The organism is Mesorhizobium sp. 131-2-1, from assembly GCF_016756535.1.
Classification (GTDB): Bacteria; Pseudomonadota; Alphaproteobacteria; order Rhizobiales; family Rhizobiaceae; genus Mesorhizobium.
Genome location: NZ_AP023247.1, coordinates 5,470,103 through 5,488,176 on the forward strand (window position 1 = coordinate 5,470,103; position 18,074 = coordinate 5,488,176).

Genomic DNA, 18,074 nt, shown 5'->3' on the forward strand with positions numbered 1-18,074 from the left:
CTCAGCCTTTCGCCGCGGTGGATTGCAGCTTGTCGCGCAGGAAGGCAAAGGGCCGGCTGATGTCGGCCACCAGCGCCTCGCGCGCCGCCTGCGCATCCTGTTTGGCAAGCGCTGCAACGATACGGCGGTGATAGTGGGCGGTATCGACCTCGCCGGCCTCGGAGAAGGCGTAGATGGCGACGCGGATGCAGGGGCCGGATTGCAGCCAGAGGCTCTCGATCATCGGGATCAGGACGGCCGAGCCGCAGCACCGGTAGATTTCGAAATGGAAGCTCTGGTTGAGCGTCGCTTCGCGGTCGATATCCTTCTTGTGCTTCAGCGCCCGCATCTCGTCCCACTCGCCGAGCATGGCTTCGATGGCGGCGATCTGGCGCGGGCCCATGCGCGTGGCGGCAAGCGCGATTGCTTCGCCCTCGATCAGCGAGCGGGCGCGCAGGAGATCGTCAATGCGCTCAAGCGTGATCGGCGGCACGCGTACGGAACGGTTGGGCAGCGCCTCCAGGGCCTGTTCGGTGATCAGCCGACCGAGCGCCTCGCGCACCGGCATCGTGCTGGTGACCAGCGCATCGGCGAGCCCGCGGATGGTCAAGACCTGGCTCGGTTCAAACAGCCCGCCAATCAAGGCCCGGCGCAGCTCGGAATAGACGCGATCCTGGACGGTCTCGCGGCCGACCGGCGTGAGCTGGGCTGCGATCGTTTCGTTGTTCCGCTCGATGGCAGTCTTTTGCATGACACTCCCGGTCTTGGGCCCGTTTTCGGGCTTGCGGAGAAAATTAAAGCCGATTAGCGTGATCAAAGCAAGTGTGATCACAAATCAAAAAATCAGAAGGCGGCAACGACCGCTCGGCCAGAGGGTGCATGAGCGAGACAACCGAGGACGAGACCCGAGCACCGGTGCTGTCGGCGAAGAACGTCGTCAGGCGCTTCGGCGGGCTTGTCGCGGTGAATGACGTCTCGTTCGAGGTGCGACCGGGCGAGATCCTCGGCCTGATCGGCCCAAACGGCGCCGGCAAGACGACGATGTTCGACCTGCTCGCCGGCAGCATCCTGCCTTCCAGCGGCGAGATCTTTCTCAACGGCGCTTTGGTCTCGGGCGAAGCCGCCCATCGCCGCATCGGCCGCGGCCTCGGACGCACCTTCCAGATCCCGCGGCCGCTGCCCAACCTGACGCTGATCGAGAACGTCATGCTGGCCGCGCAAGGACAGACCGGCGAGCGGCTGCTTGCCAATTTCGTCACGCCGTGGCGGGTCGCCACCGAGGAGAATGCGGCGGCAAAGAGGGCCGCAGAACTGTTGGAACTCGTCTCGCTTACACGGCTGGCGCACGAGCCGGCGCGCGTGCTTTCCGGCGGCCAGCGCAAGCTGCTCGAACTTGCCCGCGTGATGATGGCCGATCCGATGATCATCCTGCTCGACGAGCCGGCCGCTGGAGTGAATGCGACGCTGCTCGAGGTCATCATCGACCGCATCCGCGACATCAACGCGAGCGGCATCACTTTCCTGCTCATCGAGCACAATATCGACATGGTGGCGCGGCTCTGCCACCGCGTGCTGGTGATGGCGAGCGGCGAATTGCTGTGCGAAGGCACGGCCGACGAGGTGGCGCGCGATCCGCGCGTCATCGAGGCCTATCTCGGAGGCGCGGCATGAGCGAGACCGTGCTTGACGTCCACGATCTCGAAGCCGGGTACGAGCCCGGCGTGCCGATCGTGCGCGGCGCCTCGATTACCGTCAACAAGGGCGAGATCGTCGTCGTCCTAGGGCCCAACGGCGCAGGCAAGTCGAGCCTGATCAAGGCCGTCGCCGGCCTGGTGCCGATCAGCCGCGGCAGCGTGCTTCTCGACGGCAAGGACATCACCGCGGCACCGGCGCATACCATGGTGCGGCTTGGCCTTGCCTTCGTGCCGCAGACCGAAAACGTCTTTCCGCTGATGTCGGTGGAGGACAATCTGAAGGTCGCCTGCGGCATCCTCGAGCGGCGCGACGCGCCTGCCCGCATCGAGGAGATGTACACAGCCTTTCCCGACCTCGCCCGCCAGCGCCGCACCGCCGCCGGCAATCTGTCGGGCGGGCAGCGCCAGATGCTCGCGGTGGCCCGCGCGCTGATCGTCCATCCCAAGGTGCTGGTGCTCGACGAGCCTTCGGCCGGCCTGTCGCCGAAATTTGTGGCGATGGTGTTCGAGATGCTCTCCGCCATCCGCAAGTCCGGCGTCACCATCCTTCTGGTCGAGCAGAACGCCAAGGCCGCACTTGCCATCGGCGACCGCGCCTATGTGCTGGTCGAGGGCAAGGACCGGCACGAGGGTGTCGCCGCCGAACTCTGGAACGACCCGGTGGTGGCCGAACTGTACCTTGGTCAGCGCCCCTCGCGCGCCGGGGAAGGAGACGCCGCATGAGCCTGCAATTTGTCGTCGACGGATTGCTGACCGGTTCGATGATCGGGTTGGGCGCCATCGGCGTGACGCTGACCTATTCGATCCTGCGCTTCTCGAACTTTGCCCATGGCGACTTCATGGCCTGGGGCACCTATGCGACGCTTGCCGCCGTCAGCGCCATCGGCGCCATGTTCGGCAAGGTGGCGCCGATCGCACCGCTGTCCTTCGGCTGGCCGCTCCTTGTTGCCTTGGCCATCGGCATGGCTTTCACCGCCCTTTTGGCACTGGCCCTCGACAAGGTGCTGTTTTCGCGACTGCGCTCGCAAGGCCAGGCGATCATCGTGGTGATGGCAAGCTTCGGCGCCTCGATGGCGTTGCGGAGCCTGCTCGAGTTCACCTTTTCCTCGCGGCCGACCTATTTCAGCCGCGCCATCCAGATCGCCATGCCGGTCGGCTTCGGCATTCGCATCACGCCCGACCAGATCGCCTTGCTGCTGCTGACGGCCGTGCTGGTGCTCGGCGTGCACCTTTTGATGACGCGCACGCAGACCGGCCGTTCCATGCAGGCCTTGAGCCAGAACCCGGCATTGGCCCGCATTGTCGGCATCGATGTCGCCAAGGTGGTGCGCGTCACCTGGATCATCGGCGGGGCGCTGGCCTGCGTCGCCGGCGTCATGATCGGCATTCTCATCCAGATCCGCCCGTTCATGGGGTTCGACATGCTGCTGCCGATGTTCGCCGCCGCCATCCTGGGCGGCATCGGCAGCGTACCGGGTGCTGTTCTCGGCGGGTTGATCATCGGTCTGGCCGAAGCCGGCGCGGTGCAACTGATCGGCGCCGAATGGCGCGCCGCCGTCTCCTTCATCATCCTGATGGTGGTGCTGTTCGTGCGGCCGATCGGCCTTTTCGGAGTGCGAGAAAGATGATCGACCTCGTTGGCTACGGCGCCTTCTTCCTGACCACGGCGCTGATCTTTTCGCTGGTCACGCTGGGCCTCAATTTACAATGGGGACTGACAGGGCTGTTCAATGTCGGGCTCGCCGGCTTCGTCGCCATCGGCGCCTATACTTCGGCACTGCTGACCACGCCCGACGACGCCGCGCGGCTGGGCGGCTTCGGCCTGCCTATTCTCGTCGGCTGGCTGGGCGCCCTGATCGTCGGCGGCATCGCCGCAGCGCTTACCGGTGTCGCCACGCTGCGGCTGAAATCGGACTATCTGGCGATCACCACTTTTGGTGTTGCAGTCGTCGTGCAGCTGGTCGCGCTTAACGCGCAGAGGCTGACCGGCGGCCCGTTCGGCATCGGCTTCATCCCCCGCCCCTTCGGCCGCCTTGCCGAGACGCCGCTGCTGTTCAACCTGTCCAACCTTGCCATCGTCTGCGCGATCACGCTGATCGTCTATCTGGCTTTGGAGCATCTGGCGCACAGCCCCTGGGGCCGGGTGCTGAAGGCGCTGCGCGAGGACGAGCGGGCGGCGATCTCGCTTGGCAAGAGCGCGCGCTTCTACCGCGTCCAGGCCTTTGCCGTCGGCGGCGCCATCATGGCCCTTGCCGGCGCGCTGCAGGCGCATTTCACCGGCTTCATCGCGCCGGACAACTATCTGCCGATCCTGACCTTCCAGGTCTGGGTGATGCTGATCGTCGGCGGCTCCGGCAGCAATCTCGGCGCCGTCATCGGCAGCGTCCTTGTGTGGGGGATATGGGCCGGATCGGGGACGCTCACCAGTGTGCTGTTCCCGCCGGAGCAGCAGGCGCGCGCCGCTTCGCTGCAGATCGTCGCCATCGGCGTCATGCTATGCGTCATCCTGCTGATCCGGCCGAACGGCCTGTTCGGCGACAGGCTACGGCGGCGACGCTTCGGCAAGCAAGACAAGGTCGTGGCGGGCGAAAGCGGCGCCGGGTCATGAATGCCGTGGTCAGGCAGCAGATGAACGGCGTTTCGCTGTGGCACGCGGTCAGCCGCAACCGTCGCGACCGGCCCGCGCTGCAAGGCAGGCTCGATGTCGACCTCGCCATTGTCGGCGCTGGCTTCACCGGCCTATCGACCGCGTTGCACGCCGCCGAAAAGGGGATTTCGGTCGCCGTGCTCGAAGCCGAAACCATTGCCTGGGGCGCGACCGGCAGGAATGCCGGCCTCGTCGTACCGAATTTCGCCAAGCGGGACCCGAACGACATCATCGCCGAGCTCGGGGCAGAGCGCGGCGAGCGTCTGGTCGATTTCGCCGCCGGCAGCGCCGATCTCGTCTTCGGCCTGATCAAGCAACACGGCATCGAATGCGACGCCCTGCAGAACGGCTGGATCCAGCCGGCGCACACGCCTGTCGCTTTTGAAAAGACCAGGTCGCGCGCCGAGCAATGGGCAGTGCGCGGCCGGCCGACCGTCACGCTGGACAGCACGGCAGTGACCGAACTCACCGGCATTCGCGGCTATGCCGGCGGCTGGATGGACAGATCGGGCGGCGTGCTCAATCCGGTCGAGTATGCGCGCGGCCTGGCCGATGCGGCGGATAAGGCCGGCGCCCGCATCTTCGAACAGACGTGTGTGACCTCGATCGATCCGGCAGCCGATGGCTGGTCGGTGAAGACCGCCTCGACGTCGGTGCGCGCCGCGAAGGTCCTGATTGCCACCAATGCCTATGGCGGATCGCTGAAGCCGATATTGCGACGGACCTATGTCCCGCTGAAAGTCTTCCAGATCGCCACAGCGCCGCTGCCGCAGGGTATACGCGACCGCCTGCTGCCCGGCGGGCAAGCCGTCGGCGACACCAGGCGTAACCTGTTCACCTGCCGCTTCGACGCTCAGAACCGGCTGATCAGCGGCGGCATGCACATTGTCGGCGTCGGCGCCGAGGCGCGTGTGCCGCAGACGGTCTGGCGGCGACTCGCCAGGCATCTCGATCTGCCCGACTTGCCGGCGCTTGCCTACAGCTGGACGGGCGTGGCGGCGGTCGAGCCGGATTTCCTGCCGCGTCTCGTCGACCTCGGGCCAGGCCTGATCGCCGGCTTCGCCTGCAATGGTCGCGGCATCGCCATGACCACGGCGATGGGCAAGGTATTGGCGGACTGGGCTGATGGGGCGGACGCCCGGGACTTGCCGCTTCCCTTCGCGCCGCCATCGCCGATCCCGCTCCATGGCGTGGTCCGCTATGCACCGAATGTGCTGCTCCCCTGGAGCATGCTGCGGGACCGGCTGGACGAGAGTTTAGTCTGACACGGCCGGCCGTGGCGACCGCCATGCCGCCGCCGCGGCCGAGACCAGCATCAGCAGAGCGGCGATGATCGCGCAGTTGGCGAAGCCCAGGCTCATGTAGAGCGGCCCAAAGCCGGCGGTGCCGATGGTGACGGCTAGATAGGTCACTGCGCTGTTCAGGCCCATGATGGTGCCGCGCCGCGCGGGGTCGAGCGCGGTAAGGCGCATCACTAGGACGTTGAGCCCGAAATGGTTGGCCAGGCCCCAGATGGCGATGGTCGCCATCAGCGGACCGAAGCCGCCGCTTGTCAGGGCCATGGCGACATAGACCGCCGCCACCAGGAGATAGGCGAACGGCATGACGCGGCGCGCGCCGAGGCGGTCGATGACGCCGTCGAGCAGTGCTGCCGCGCCGAAGCCGAGGCCATAGGCGACTGCCGCAAGGCCGTTGGCGCTGACCGGCTCGCCGAGGCCCTGGTGAAGGTGATCGCCTAGGTAGCCGTAGACGCCGTAGAAGGCGGTCATGAAGGCGCCGCAGGCGACCAGCAGCGGCAGGATGCCGGGCACGGCGAGCGCGCCGAGCGGCGAAGGCGCCGGGCCGCCTTTCGTCATGTCGCGCAGCGAACTGACAGCCAGCCCGGCGACGGCCGCCGCAGCCAGAAGCGCGACGGCGGCGAATACGGCGCGCCAGTGGATCAGGTCGGCAAGCACCGCCGACAGTGAGACGCCGGCCACCATGGAGAGCGTCCAGCCGGTCAGCACGACGCCGATGGTGCCACTCTCGCGGCCGGGCGGCGCGATCGCCGCGGAGCTCGCATAGATCGCCGGCATGGCGATGCCGGCGGCAATGCCGGCGACGAGCTGGGCCGCGACCAGCGCCGTCACCGTCGGCGCCAGCGCACTGGCGACAAGGGCGATCGCCAGCAGAAGCAATGCCGCCTGCAGCATGCGGCGCGCGCCGATCCGGTCGATGTAGCGGGCAAGGAAAAGCGCGCTTGCCGAGGTGCCGAGGCCGAAGGCGGCGGAGGCCGTCATCACGGCCGGCACGCTCGCTCCGAACGATGCCGCGACAGCAGGCGCGATCGGCCCGAGGACCAGCGAGTTCGAGCCGATGACGGCGATGCAGGCGGTCAGGAGATAGGCGAGCGCCGGGATCGGCGGCCGGGGCGCCGCCACCATAATTGCTGATTGATCGCTGTTCGACATATGATCATAATGGCCGTATTTCATTCGGCATCAATGAGGAATTCCGATATGGATGAAGAAACAGATGGCATTCAGCGGAACAGGCAGCCTGCCCGCGATATCGACCCCATCGACCGAAAGATATTAGGCATCCTGGTCGACGACGCGACCATCAGCTACGCCGAGCTCGGCGATCGCGTCGGCCTGTCGCCGCCGGCAGCGCATGAGCGGGTGAAGCGCCTCAAGCGCAGCGGAGCCATCCGCGCCACGGCGGCGATCATTGATCCCAGGGCGGTGAAGAAGCCGCTGCTCGCCTTCGTGCATATCGACACCAGGGGCTGGGGCAAGACGCCGGAACTGATGGCGGTTTCCGAGTACCCCGAAGTCGAGGAGATTCATACGGTGGCCGGCGACACCTGCATGCTGCTCAAGGTGCGCACGGAGGATACGCGGGCGCTCGAAGGCCTGCTGGCGCGCCTTTACGAGACGCCCGGCGTCACCTCGACGCGCAGCTATGTGGTGCTGTCGACCTATCTCGAGCGGCCGGTGCAGCCCGGCATCACCGCCGAATGGCCGGCGCCCCGGCATATGGCAACGCCTGTCTACTAGGCGCTGCCCTCGGACCAAGCTGCACATGCACCTGGACAAAATTTACGCATGCAATAATTTCTCATGACGCGTTGAAACTTGAAAACTTGTCTGTAAACTTTCACCTTGCAGTTGCGCGCCGGCGCGCTCTATGTAGGTGCCGGAGCAGCCGCATGGGACCAAGGGTTTGGATGTCCATGCCGCGAGGGTTCGAATGGCGATGACGCATAAGACGATGGAGGATTTCGCCCGTTCCTGCGGCGTCTCCAGGCCAACGCTTTCGAAATATTTTGACGATCCAACCAGCGTCAAGCCGGCGACCAGAAAGCGCATCGAGGAGGCGCTGCGCTCATCCGACTACCAGCCCAACCTGTTTGCCCGCAACCTCAACCGCAAGCGCACCCGCAGCATCGGCATCGTCGTGCCGACCGTCACCGACCCGTTCTATTCGGAAATGGTCAGCCGCATCGAGCTTCGGCTGCGCGACGAAGGCTACTGGCCGATCGTCATCTCCTCGCACGGCTCGACCGAGCTCGAAGTCGAAGCGACGCGGACCATCCTGTCGCTGAAGGTCTCCGGCGCGCTCGTCGCGCCGCTCGGGCGGCGCTCCGATCACCGCACGCTGGAGAAGCTGACGCAGGCCATCCCGATCGTCTATTTCGACACCTATCTCGAAGGCGGCACGCCCTTTGTCGGCAACAACAACACGCAGAGCGTCGCGACGATCGTCGAGTATCTCTGCCGCTCCGGCGACGCCCCGGTCTATTTCGACATCCCGCATGTCAACCATAACTCGCCGGAACGGCTGGCCAGCTATGTCGCCTCGATGAAACGGCTGGGGCACGAGCCCATCGTCATCGGCAACACCAAAGACTATACGTGGGATTTCGAGCGGATCGGTTACGAACAGACCGAAAGGATGCTCGGCAATAGCGGCCTGCCGGGCAAGACCATCCTGTGCAACAACGACCGTCTTGCCTTCGGCGTGATGGCGGCCGCCTTCTCCCGGGGGATCAAGGTCGGCCGCAAGGCGGATTGCGACCTGCGTGTGGCGGCGCATGACGATCATCCGCTGAGCCGCTACACCTGTCCCGGCCTGACCACCATGGCGCAGGATTTTGCCGCCATGGCCGGCCGCAGCGTCGAGACACTGCTTGCCTTGCTCAACGAGGACGGGACGGGGGTCGCGCCCAAGGTCAAGCTCGACGCGACTTTGGTGATGCGTCAGTCGGCCTGATCTTTCGCGAAAGCGCGATCGAATTCACGCCATGTGGCAACCCCCGCCTCGACCGCCTGCCGCGATGCCGGGCCGTGGCGGCCCATCGAGACGAAGCCGTGGATCTGGCTTGGCCAGCGCTTGAGCACGACCGGCACGCCGTCGTCCTGGAGCCGCCCGGCATAGGCTTCTCCCTCGTCGGCGAGGATGTCGTGGCCAGCGATGGCGACGAATGACGGGGCGACCCCGGCGAGGCTCTTGGCCTTGAGGGGTGAGACGCGCCAATCACCGATGTCGGCGGCGTCGCGGATATAGTGATCGCGGAACCAGGCCATGGTCGAGGCGGTGAGGCCAAAGCCCTCGGCGAAGCGGCGGTAGCTGTCCGCCGTCTGCGCGGCATCGGTGTTGGGATAGAACAGCAACTGTGCGGCGAGCGGAATATGGTCGTCGCGCGAGAGCAGGCTGAGCACGGTGGCGAGATTGCCGCCGGCGCTGTCGCCGGCAACGGCGACGCGCCGCGCATCGATGCCGAGATCGGCGGCCGCATTTTGCATGAAGGAAAGCACGGCGCGGCAGTCTTCGACCGCAGCCGGGAATTTGTGCTCCGGCGCCAGCCGGTACTCGGGCGCGACGACGACGCAAGCCGCGATGTTGGCGAACCAGCGGCAGATCTCGTCATGCGATTCGAGATTGCCGATCACCCAGCCGCCGCCATGCAGATAGAGCAGCGCCGGGGCACCTGCATCAGGGGCGCCCTGCCCGCGATAAATCCTGAGCGTCAGCGGGCCTCCGGGTCCGGCGATCGCGCGCTCATTGACTGAGCCCACCGGCTCGCGCTCGCCCTGCAGGTCCGGAAGACCCTCTTCATAGGCACGGCGTGCCTGTTCCGGCGTTCCAGGCTCGAACGGCGGGGCGCCGGCTTGCCGGCCGAGGTCGAGAACCAGCCGCGCCTGCGGATCGAGCGCGGACAGGGTCGGCGTTGCAGTCAGCGGCGATGTCGTCATGGACGAACCTCTTGATCAGGCCAGCAGGCTTGCCGCTTCGTCCTCGCCGAGAAGCGGCGGCTGGTCGACGGTGCCATTGACGGCAACGGACCCGCGGCTTTCGCCCGAGGCCAGGATCGCCTCCATGATCTCCAGCACATGCAGCGCCAGGTCGCCGGAGGCGCGGGGCTTGCGGCCCTCCGTAAGCGCCCGTGCCAGGTCGGCGACGCCGAGCATGCGGTAGTTTGCACGGTCGGGCGCGGCATAGGGCCAGTTGCGCGCGCCATAGAGTTCGCCCTCGCTCTCAAGATCTTTCCAGTCGGCGCCGCGCGCCGACAGCGAGACGGTGCCACCGAACGTGTCGGGATCGGGTAGCCTGAGCGAGCCTTCTGTGCCGTGCAGCTCGATCGGATGGTTGGAGTGTTTGAACACATCCCAGGAGGCGCCGAAGGTGACGGTGGTGCCGGAGCGGAATTCTAGCAGCGACAGGATGTTGGTCGGCGTGCCGACCTTGAAGCTGGTGTTCTTGAAGGGACCGTCGGCGGTGATCAGCCGCTCCTCCTGGCCGCGCGTCGCCATCGCCATGACGCGGGCGACCGGGCCGAGCAGGTTGACCAGCATGGTCAGGTAGTAAGGGCCCATGTCGAAGACCGGGCCGCCGCCGGGCTGATAGTAGAATTGCGGGTTGGGATGCCAGTGCTCCATGCCGCGCCCCATCATGAAGGCGGTGCCGGTCACGGCGCGACCGATCGCGCCCTCGTCCATCAGGCGGCGCGCCCGCCGTCCGGCGGCGCCAAGGAACGTGTCGGGGGCCGAGCCGAGCAGAACATTGCGCGCCCTCGCCTCGGCGACCAGCCGGCGGCCATCGGCGGCGGACGTCGCCAGAGGCTTTTCGGTGAAGACGTGCTTGCCGGCCGACAGCGCCGAAAACGAAATGTCGAAATGCGCCGCCGGTATCGTCAGATTGAGGACAAGGTCGATGTCCGGGTCGGCCAGCAGCTCGTCGACGCCGAGCGCGCGGATGCCGTATTCCTTGGCACGGAGCGCGGCCATGTCGGCTGAAATGTCGGCACAGGCGCGCAAGTCGACGCCGCCGAACAGAGCCGCATTGCGCAGATAGGTCATCGAGATATTGCCGCATCCGATGACGCCGATGCCGAGCTTTGTCTTTGATTTTCCGTGCATTTTCGATCGTACCTCCCAACGCGGTCATGGCCTGGCTGCACCCTTGTGCCAGCAACGAAGCACAGTCGAAGGCCGCTATACAACATTTTAATTCTTGACGCGCGTAAAATTTTTATAGAGCATGTGAAAACGCTGACGCAGCCGGATTTTGAAATCAAACGATTGGGGAATTTTGAACTCATGAGCCTAGGAACCAAGGTGCGGCTTGCGCGCCTCTTCTCGCATCCATCGGGGAACCTTTTTGGCGGCGCGGTCGACCACTTCGTCGGCTATGGCGACGTGCGCAAAGGCGGCCTTGCCGACCTGCCGGGTGCGCTCGCACGCGTCATGGCGGGCAAACCCGACTACGTCAGCATCCAGCCTGGCACCGCGCGCCATCTGTGGCCGCAATATGCGGGCAAGGCGTCGCTGGTGATTCAGGCGGGCTGCTTCACTCCGGACGATCGCATCAGCGAGTTGATCGCAACGCCCGAGGATGCGGTGCGCGCGGGGGCCGATGCGTTGGCGGTGGCCATTCCGGTGCGCGGCGCGACCGAGGGCAAATACATTCGCTGGCTGACCGATTCGGTGAATGCGGCGGCCCGCTACGGCATGCCTGTGGTGGCGCATATCTACCCTCGCGATTTCACCGACGGGGCAAAAATCGTCTTCACCCCCGACGAGATCGCCTATGCGGCGCGCATCGGCTACGAGTCCGGCGTCGACGTGATCAAGATCGGCTACACAGGCGATTTCGAGTCGTTCCGAGAGACCGTCCGGACCTGCCCGGTGCCGGTTGTGATCGCGGGTGGTCCGAAGACCGATACGCTGCTCGGCGCGCTTCAGCAGACGGCGGACGCCATGCGTGCCGGCGCACGCGGTGCCGTGGTCGGCCGCAATCTCTGGGGGCATGGCGATCCGCAGAAGGCAGCGCTTGCCTTTCGCGGCGTCATCCATGACGGCCTTTCGGCGCAAGACGCCCTGGCGAAGGCGGGGGCCTGAACGATGCCCACCGTCCCCTCGATCCTCGGCTTCGGCGCTATTGCGATAGACGACATCGTCTACGTCGATCAGCCGTTGTCGGCGGGCAAGGGGAAGGTCCTGCAAAGTGCCCGCGCTTTCGGGGGAAATGTCGCGACGGCGCTGGCCGCCGTCGCGCGGCTGGGCGGAACCGCCGGGTTCGTCGGCTGGCTGGGCAGTGCCGCTGACGACGCCGTGCTGTGCGATCTCGTTGCGAGCGGTGTTGAAACCGCATTCGCGCCGCGCCACCCCGACGCGCGCCCGGTGCGCTCGCGCATCACCGTCGGCTCGGACGGGGAACGGTTCATCGCCTATGACGACGATGCGATGCTGGGCACTTCTCCGGACTTTCCGGACGATATCCTCGGCCGCGCGACCGTCCTGATCGTCGATAGCTACGCGATCCGGTCGCTGGATGTCGTGGCCCGGGCTCGCGATCTCGGCCTTGCGATCCTCGGTGATATCGAATGGAGCAGCGGCCCAGCCACTGAGCGGCTGATCGCGCTCTGCGACCATCTCATTCTGCCACTCGGCTTTGCGCGGACTGCCACGGGGTGCCGGTCGCCCGCCGAGATGCTCGACGCATTGTGGTTGCCGTCACGGTCCGCCGTGGTTCTGACCGATGGTGGCAAGGGCGTGTACTACCGCGGGCGTGAAGAGACAGGTCTCTGGCACCTGCCCCCGCACCGGGTGGTGGTCGTCGATTCGACCGGCGCGGGTGACTGCTTTCATGGCGCCTATGCCCATGCGTTGACGCGCGGAGCCGGCACCGCAGGCCGGGTGGCATTCGCGGCCGCGGCGGCGGCCCTTTCGATCACGGGGCGTGGCGGGCGCGAGGCGCTTCCGAGCGACGACCAGGTCACCGAACTCCTGGCATCGACGAACCCGCCGTCGGCAGTCGAACTGAAATATGCGCATGCCGATACCGGAACATAGCCTGGAACTATCCGAGGAAACGTTTCGCAGGTGAACATAAGCCGAGGAAAGCTATAAAAATCATTGGCTTACACTTGTGGAGGGAGGAATATGGCAGAAGTCATTCTTGAGAATATCTGCAAAACCTACGGGAACAATTTTCGCGCAATCGACCAATTGAACCTATCGGTCGAGGACGGCGAGTTCTTGATCCTCGTCGGGCCGTCCGGCTGCGGCAAATCCACCGCGTTGCGAATGATCGCGGGATTGGAGGACATCACCAGCGGCAGCCTTCGGATCGGCGGGGTCGATGTCGTCGACATGCCGCCCAAGGACCGCGACATCGCGATGGTCTTCCAGAGCTACGCGCTCTACCCGCATATGACAGTGTTCGAAAACATCGCCTTTTCGATGCGGCTGGCGGGCAAGCCGAAGGCCGAGCGCAAGAAGCGCGTGGACGAGATCGCCAAAACCCTTCAGCTGACGTCTTTGCTGGACAGCAAACCCGCGAACCTTTCAGGCGGACAGCGCCAACGGGTTGCCATGGGCCGCGCCATGGTGCGCGAGCCCGCCGCCTTTCTGATGGACGAGCCGCTTTCCAACCTGGACGCAAAACTGCGTGTTCAAATGCGCGCCGAAATCACCAGCCTGCAAAAGCAGCTCGGCGTCACGACCATATACGTGACCCACGACCAAATCGAAGCGATGACGATGGGCGACAGGGTCGCGGTGTTGAAGGGCGGCGTGCTGCAGCAGGTCGACACACCCAAGAGACTGTACGAGGCGCCGGTGAATGCCTTCGTCGCCGGCTTCATCGGTTCTCCGTCGATGAACCTTTTCGAAGCGACCCTGAAGGGCGGCGAGCTCGTTTTTCGCGACTTCGCGATCCGGCTGCAGGATGCAGCTTTCGTCGGCAGGCCGGCCCTGAGGTCCTATGAGGGGCGCAAGATCGTGTTCGGCATACGGCCGGAGGATCTTTACGACAGCAGCCTCGAATCCGGCCGCAAGTATCAGACGATACCGGCAAAGGTGACTTCGATCGAAGAGCTCGGCTCTGAACATATCGTCCACCTGAACATCGATGCGGTCCGGGTGGACTCCGGCGATCCGGACGCGGTGGAGGATTTTGGCCTGGCATCGAACGCGGTGGCGAGATTCGAGCCGGCCAGCGCCATCCACTCCGGCTCGGAAATCCGGTTGGCCGTGGATGATGCCAAGTTCCATTTCTTCGATCCCGAGACGCATCTGGCGATCTGAAGATCTGCAGCAGACCGCAGGCGAGAGCGAGGCGCCTGCGAGAGATACTCGCAAGAAGGCTTCTGAATAAACCAGGCGATCGTCCGCATTGTGCGGTCGATCTTTAGAAGGAGGAGAAAATGATGTTTCGGATACAACCCGCGATGCTGAAGATAGCCGCGGCCGCATGGTTGCTTGGCGCAACCAGCGCCATGGCGGACACGACGCTGGAATTCACCCAATGGTGGGAGCCCGAATTGCCGGCCGGCTCGCTCAGGGCAATCATGAATGACTTCGAGGCTGCAAACCCCGGAATCAAGGTGACGCTGGTCAGCGGCCCCTATGCTACCACGCGAGACCAGATCTCGGTTGGTGCTGCAACCGGAACGCTTAGCGACGTCGTCGGTCTCGACGGTGCCTGGGTGAACAATCTGAACGCGCAGAATGCGTTGGCCGACATGAACCCGATGATGGATGCGAGCAAGTTCGACAAGACCCAGGTCGCGGACATCATCAAGGTGGACGGCAAGGCGGTGATGTTTCCCGTGGCTTCGTTCGTCTATCCGGTCTTCGTGAATTTGGACCTCGCAGCCCAGGCAGGCGTCACCAAGCTGCCGTCGACCCGCGCGGAGTTTCTCGAAGCGGCCAAGAAGATGACCCAGGCCGACAAGAACCAGTATGGCTGGGTGCTACCCCTGTCGCTGCAAACGCCGTCCGGCGTCCAAAACGACATGATGTCGTGGGTCTGGGCCTCGGGTCAATCGATGATGGCTGACGGCAAGCCGGCCCTCGAGGGCAAGCCGGTAGTGGACATGCTCACCTTCGTCAAATCGCTCAACGACGCGGGCACCATCTCGCCCGGCATCGCCACCAAGACCGAACAGGAAAAGGTCGAGGAATTCGTCAACGACCGGGTCGGGATGATGGTCGACTCGCTCGCGCATGTGAACCTTATCCGCAAACGCAATCCCAAGCTGAACTTCGACATCATCCCGGTCCCGGTCGTGGAGGGCTATACGGGCAAGCGCGGCCTTCCCTATGCCTCCTGGGGCATCGGCATCTCCGCGAGCTCGAAGCATCAGGAAGAGGCCTGGAAGCTAGTCCAATACCTGATGAGCGAGAAGGTCAACGCCAAGCTGGTGTCGCTGGCCAACGCCTTCCCGGGCAACGTCAACGCCAAGCCCGACTTCGTGACCTCGGACAAGGCTTTCGGCAAGGCTTTCGAGATCTTCAAGACCGGTTATCTTGCCAATGAGTTCACGGGCCTGCCTGTGGCGGAAGACCTGATGACCCAGTTCGACGTGCAAGCCCAGAAGATGCTCACCGGCGAACAGTCTCCGGAACAGGCCGCGGCCAACGCTCAAAAGGGCTGGATGGCGAAATTCTGATTGGCCTGTTTCCTCGTTTTCGATCTTCGACCGGGGGGCCTGACTTCGGGCCCCCCGGTAACAACGGATCGGCAATGTAAGACGGACCTGTTTCCGAAGCCCCTTCTCTTGAAGGCGTATCCCAAGGTTGGCATATGACCCGGCAGAAGCGCTCTCGCCATAGACTGAAACGAGCGGTCGCACCCTATCTATACCTGTCGCCCTCGCTCCTCATAATCGGCCTGCTGATGCTGCTGCCGATGGTGACGGTGATCGGCTATTCGTTCCAGAACAGCGCGGTGCTGCGTCGGGACCCGTCCTTTGCCGGACTGAAACACTACCAGGCGATCTTCGACGACCCTGTGTTCTGGGCCTCGCTGTGGCATACGCTCTACTTCACATGCATGAGTGTGGTTTTCCACATGACCATCGGCATGATCTTCGCGCTCATGCTGAACAGCGACCGCATCAATCCGACGCTGCGCAATATCCTGCGCGTGCTCTACATTCTGCCCTGGCTGTTCACCGCGGTGATCATCGCGGTGATCTGGCGCCTGCTGCTCGAGCCGAACGGTGTCGTCAACAGCGTCCTCATGCAGATGGGCATCATCGGTTCCAAGGTCGAGTGGTTCTCCTCGCCCGAGACGGCGCTGCACGCCGTGACCTTCGCCAATATCTGGGCGGGCTACCCGCTTTTCATGGTCAGCCTGCTCGCAGGCCTGCAGGGCATTCCCAAGGATTTCTACGAGGCAGCCGATATCGATGGGGCGAAGGCCTACCAGAAGCTGATCTTCATCACCATTCCGCAGCTGATGCCGATCATCATCAGCATCTCGCTGCTGGATTTCATCTGGACGATGCAGGTCTTCCCGTTGATCTGGATAACGACGGGCGGCGGTCCGATCTACTCGACCGAGGTGCTGAGCACCTACACGTATAAGCTGGCGTTTTCGAGCTACAACCTGTCGCAGGCATCGGCGAGCGCGGTGGTCATCCTGCTGATCTCTCTCGGCCTGACGCTGTTCTACATCCGCTATCAAAAGGCTCGGTAGTCACCATGAGGAAAAGGCACACGCCGAAAGACAGGCTGATCACCGTCGCGCTCCATGTCGCGCTTGCCGCGGGGCTGTTTTTCGCGGCCTTCCCGATCTACTGGATGCTGAGCAGCTCGTTCAAGTCGAATACCGAGATCTTTGCCCTGCCGCCAACCGTCCTGCCGAAGGCCTTCACGCTGGAGGCGTATGCGGCCATCCTTGGCGACCCGGTAAAGCTGCGCTTCTTCTTCAACAGCTACTTCGTGGCCGGAGCGGTGACCGTGCTGACGGTGCTGATCGCCTTGCTGGCCGCCTATGGGTTCAGCCGTTTCAATTTCCGCGGCAAGGGCAGTCTCAACACACTCATCATCAGCACGCAGACGATCCCGCCGATCACGCTTTTGATCCCCTTCTTCGGGCTTGTCGTCTCGTATGGCATCTTCGACACCTACGTCGCACTGATCCTGACTTACCTGGTGTTCACGCTGCCCTACGCGATCCTGCTGATGACTGGATATCTGAACACCTTGCCCCGCGATCTCGATGAAGCGGTGGCTGTCGACGGTGGCAGCAGTTGGACCGCACTCTGGCGGGTGATCGTCCCGATTTCACTGCCTGGTATCGTGGCGACGTCGGTCTACACCTTCCTGTTGTGCTGGAACGAATTTCTCTTTGCGCTGACGCTGACGAAGTCAACGTCCATGCGCACCGTCCCGATCGGCATCCAGCTGTTGATGGGGCAGCACGCCTTCGAATGGAACCAGATGATGGCGATGAGCGTGCTCGGCTCGCTACCGCTCCTGCTCATCTACCTCGTCGCCCAGAGGTTCTTCCTCGCCGGCATGACCGCGGGCTCGGTCAAGTAGGATGTCCCTCCCACGGAGAACTGATGGTGTAGGCCGCGGATCGAAATCGATGGATTGGACCTTCTCTGCTGGCAGGGCGGCCTACGCAGGTGGAATCAAGGAATGAAAGGATGAACGTGAAAGACCTCAAAGTCGGTTGCCAGACCTTCACCTGGGAAATGCTCGGAGACCGTTTTGCCGGCGGCCCCGACGACCTGCTCAAGGCGATCGCCGATGGCGGCTATGCCGGCATCGAGATCACAGACACGATGATCGGCCGCTATGCCGGCAAGCCGGCGGAGTTTGCGACCGCGCTGAAGGCATCCGGCCTAACGCTGGTCTCCTTCGCCTTTGGTTCTAACAGCGGCTTCACACTCAAAGAGAAGATCGGCGCTGACCTCGATACCGCCAGGCGCTGGATCGATTTCGCCGCCGCCTTCCCGGGCGCGCTTGTCTCGATGGGCTCGGCCACTGTCGTCTCCGACGGTCCGCGCGACGACAAGTTCGCCATTGCCGCCGAGGTCTACAACAAGGCCGGCGAGATCGGTCGCGAGACCGGCGTCCAGGTCGCGGTGCATCCGAGCTCGCACCACAACACGCTGCTCTACGACCGCGCCGACTACGACCGGATCTTTGGGCTGCTCGATGCTTCGCTGGTCGGCTGGGTGCCGGACACCGGCCACATCTTGCGCGGCCACAAGGACATGGCCGACACGCTCACCACCTATCGCGATCGCATCCGCTACGTGCACCTGAAGGACGTCGATGCGAACGGCACCTGGGCGATGCTCGGCAAGGGTGTCTGCGACACGGCGAAGGTGATCGAGATCGCCAGCGCGGCACCCAACTTCAACGGTTGGCTGGTGCTGGAGGAAGAATCCGAAACCGCCGCCGCCGATCCGGCCGGAGCGGTCAAGACCAACCGCCTGACCATGCGCGGCTACGGAGCCTGAGACG

18 protein-coding genes are annotated in these 18,074 nt (G+C 64.3%); 14 read left to right on the forward strand and 4 right to left on the reverse strand.

The annotated features are described in order from the left end of the window. Position 1: 1 nt before the first annotated feature. The gene (locus tag JG743_RS26585; protein WP_202294355.1) at positions 2-730 is read right to left on the reverse strand and encodes a GntR family transcriptional regulator; all 729 of its coding nucleotides are present in this window, start codon (positions 728-730) and stop codon (positions 2-4) included. 128 nt (positions 731-858) lie between these two features. Between JG743_RS26585 and JG743_RS26590 the strand changes: the two genes are divergently transcribed. From JG743_RS26590 to JG743_RS26610, 5 genes are read left to right on the forward strand one after another with little or no spacing between them, the layout of a single operon-like run. Continuing rightward, the gene (locus tag JG743_RS26590) at positions 859-1,650 is read left to right on the forward strand and encodes an ABC transporter ATP-binding protein (protein ID WP_202294358.1); all 792 of its coding nucleotides are present in this window, start codon (positions 859-861) and stop codon (positions 1,648-1,650) included. Further along, positions 1,647-2,396 (forward strand): ABC transporter ATP-binding protein, encoded by a 750-nt coding sequence (locus tag JG743_RS26595; RefSeq protein WP_202294361.1) that lies wholly within the window; start codon positions 1,647-1,649, stop codon positions 2,394-2,396. The genes JG743_RS26590 and JG743_RS26595 overlap by 4 nt, the downstream gene beginning before the upstream one ends. Next, on the forward strand, positions 2,393-3,301 hold the full coding sequence (locus JG743_RS26600) for a branched-chain amino acid ABC transporter permease (RefSeq protein ID WP_202294364.1): 909 nt from the start codon (positions 2,393-2,395) through the stop codon (positions 3,299-3,301). The genes JG743_RS26595 and JG743_RS26600 overlap by 4 nt, the downstream gene beginning before the upstream one ends. Next, positions 3,298-4,281 (forward strand): branched-chain amino acid ABC transporter permease, encoded by a 984-nt coding sequence (locus JG743_RS26605; protein WP_202294368.1) that lies wholly within the window; start codon positions 3,298-3,300, stop codon positions 4,279-4,281. Before JG743_RS26600 ends, JG743_RS26605 begins: the two co-directional genes overlap by 4 nt. Then, positions 4,278-5,585 carry an NAD(P)/FAD-dependent oxidoreductase gene (locus JG743_RS26610; RefSeq protein ID WP_202294371.1) on the forward strand — a complete coding sequence of 436 codons (1,308 nt, stop codon included), beginning with the start codon at positions 4,278-4,280 and terminating at the stop codon, positions 5,583-5,585. Before JG743_RS26605 ends, JG743_RS26610 begins: the two co-directional genes overlap by 4 nt. Here the strand turns inward: JG743_RS26610 and JG743_RS26615 are convergent. Next, the gene (locus JG743_RS26615; RefSeq protein WP_202302985.1) at positions 5,577-6,770 is read right to left on the reverse strand and encodes an MFS transporter; all 1,194 of its coding nucleotides are present in this window, start codon (positions 6,768-6,770) and stop codon (positions 5,577-5,579) included. The two genes, JG743_RS26610 and JG743_RS26615, sit on opposite strands and share 9 nt — an antisense overlap. 48 nt (positions 6,771-6,818) lie before the next feature. On the opposite strand from JG743_RS26615, the gene JG743_RS26620 reads away from it, so the two are divergent. Both JG743_RS26620 and JG743_RS26625 read left to right on the forward strand, forming a co-directional pair. Then, the gene (locus JG743_RS26620; RefSeq protein ID WP_192254581.1) at positions 6,819-7,358 is read left to right on the forward strand and encodes an Lrp/AsnC family transcriptional regulator; all 540 of its coding nucleotides are present in this window, start codon (positions 6,819-6,821) and stop codon (positions 7,356-7,358) included. Between the two features lie 193 nt (positions 7,359-7,551). Beyond that, a complete protein-coding gene (locus tag JG743_RS26625) occupies positions 7,552-8,574 on the forward strand; it encodes a LacI family DNA-binding transcriptional regulator (protein ID WP_202294374.1) in 1,023 nt (340 codons plus the stop codon). On the opposite strand, the gene JG743_RS26630 is transcribed toward JG743_RS26625, so the two are convergent. Both JG743_RS26630 and JG743_RS26635 read right to left on the reverse strand, forming a co-directional pair. Beyond that, positions 8,562-9,557, reverse strand: a complete 996-nt coding sequence (locus tag JG743_RS26630) for an alpha/beta hydrolase (RefSeq protein ID WP_202294377.1) — start codon at positions 9,555-9,557, stop codon at positions 8,562-8,564. The genes JG743_RS26625 and JG743_RS26630 overlap by 13 nt on opposite strands. 15 nt (positions 9,558-9,572) lie before the next feature. Then, on the reverse strand, positions 9,573-10,721 hold the full coding sequence (locus tag JG743_RS26635) for a Gfo/Idh/MocA family protein (RefSeq protein WP_202294380.1): 1,149 nt from the start codon (positions 10,719-10,721) through the stop codon (positions 9,573-9,575). A gap of 180 nt (positions 10,722-10,901) precedes the next feature. Between JG743_RS26635 and JG743_RS26640 the strand changes: the two genes are divergently transcribed. The 7 genes from JG743_RS26640 to JG743_RS26670 all read left to right on the forward strand — a co-directional run bounded on the left by JG743_RS26640 (position 10,902) and on the right by JG743_RS26670 (position 18,070). Next, positions 10,902-11,702, forward strand: a complete 801-nt coding sequence (locus JG743_RS26640) for a class I fructose-bisphosphate aldolase (protein WP_202302988.1) — start codon at positions 10,902-10,904, stop codon at positions 11,700-11,702. A 3-nt stretch (positions 11,703-11,705) separates the two neighbouring features. Beyond that, positions 11,706-12,656 carry a PfkB family carbohydrate kinase gene (locus JG743_RS26645; RefSeq protein WP_202294383.1) on the forward strand — a complete coding sequence of 317 codons (951 nt, stop codon included), beginning with the start codon at positions 11,706-11,708 and terminating at the stop codon, positions 12,654-12,656. Positions 12,657-12,746: 90 nt separating this feature from the next. Next, positions 12,747-13,892, forward strand: a complete 1,146-nt coding sequence (locus JG743_RS26650) for an ABC transporter ATP-binding protein (protein WP_202294386.1) — start codon at positions 12,747-12,749, stop codon at positions 13,890-13,892. Between the two features lie 119 nt (positions 13,893-14,011). After that, a complete protein-coding gene (locus JG743_RS26655) occupies positions 14,012-15,259 on the forward strand; it encodes an ABC transporter substrate-binding protein (protein ID WP_202294389.1) in 1,248 nt (415 codons plus the stop codon). Between the two features lie 134 nt (positions 15,260-15,393). Then, a complete protein-coding gene (locus JG743_RS26660; RefSeq protein WP_202294392.1) occupies positions 15,394-16,290 on the forward strand; it encodes a carbohydrate ABC transporter permease in 897 nt (298 codons plus the stop codon). Positions 16,291-16,295: 5 nt separating this feature from the next. Further along, positions 16,296-17,138, forward strand: coding sequence for a carbohydrate ABC transporter permease (locus JG743_RS26665; RefSeq protein ID WP_192254565.1), 843 nt, complete (start codon positions 16,296-16,298; stop codon positions 17,136-17,138). Positions 17,139-17,248: 110 nt separating this feature from the next. Next, positions 17,249-18,070, forward strand: coding sequence for a sugar phosphate isomerase/epimerase family protein (locus JG743_RS26670; protein WP_202294395.1), 822 nt, complete (start codon positions 17,249-17,251; stop codon positions 18,068-18,070). Positions 18,071-18,074: the final 4 nt, after the last annotated feature.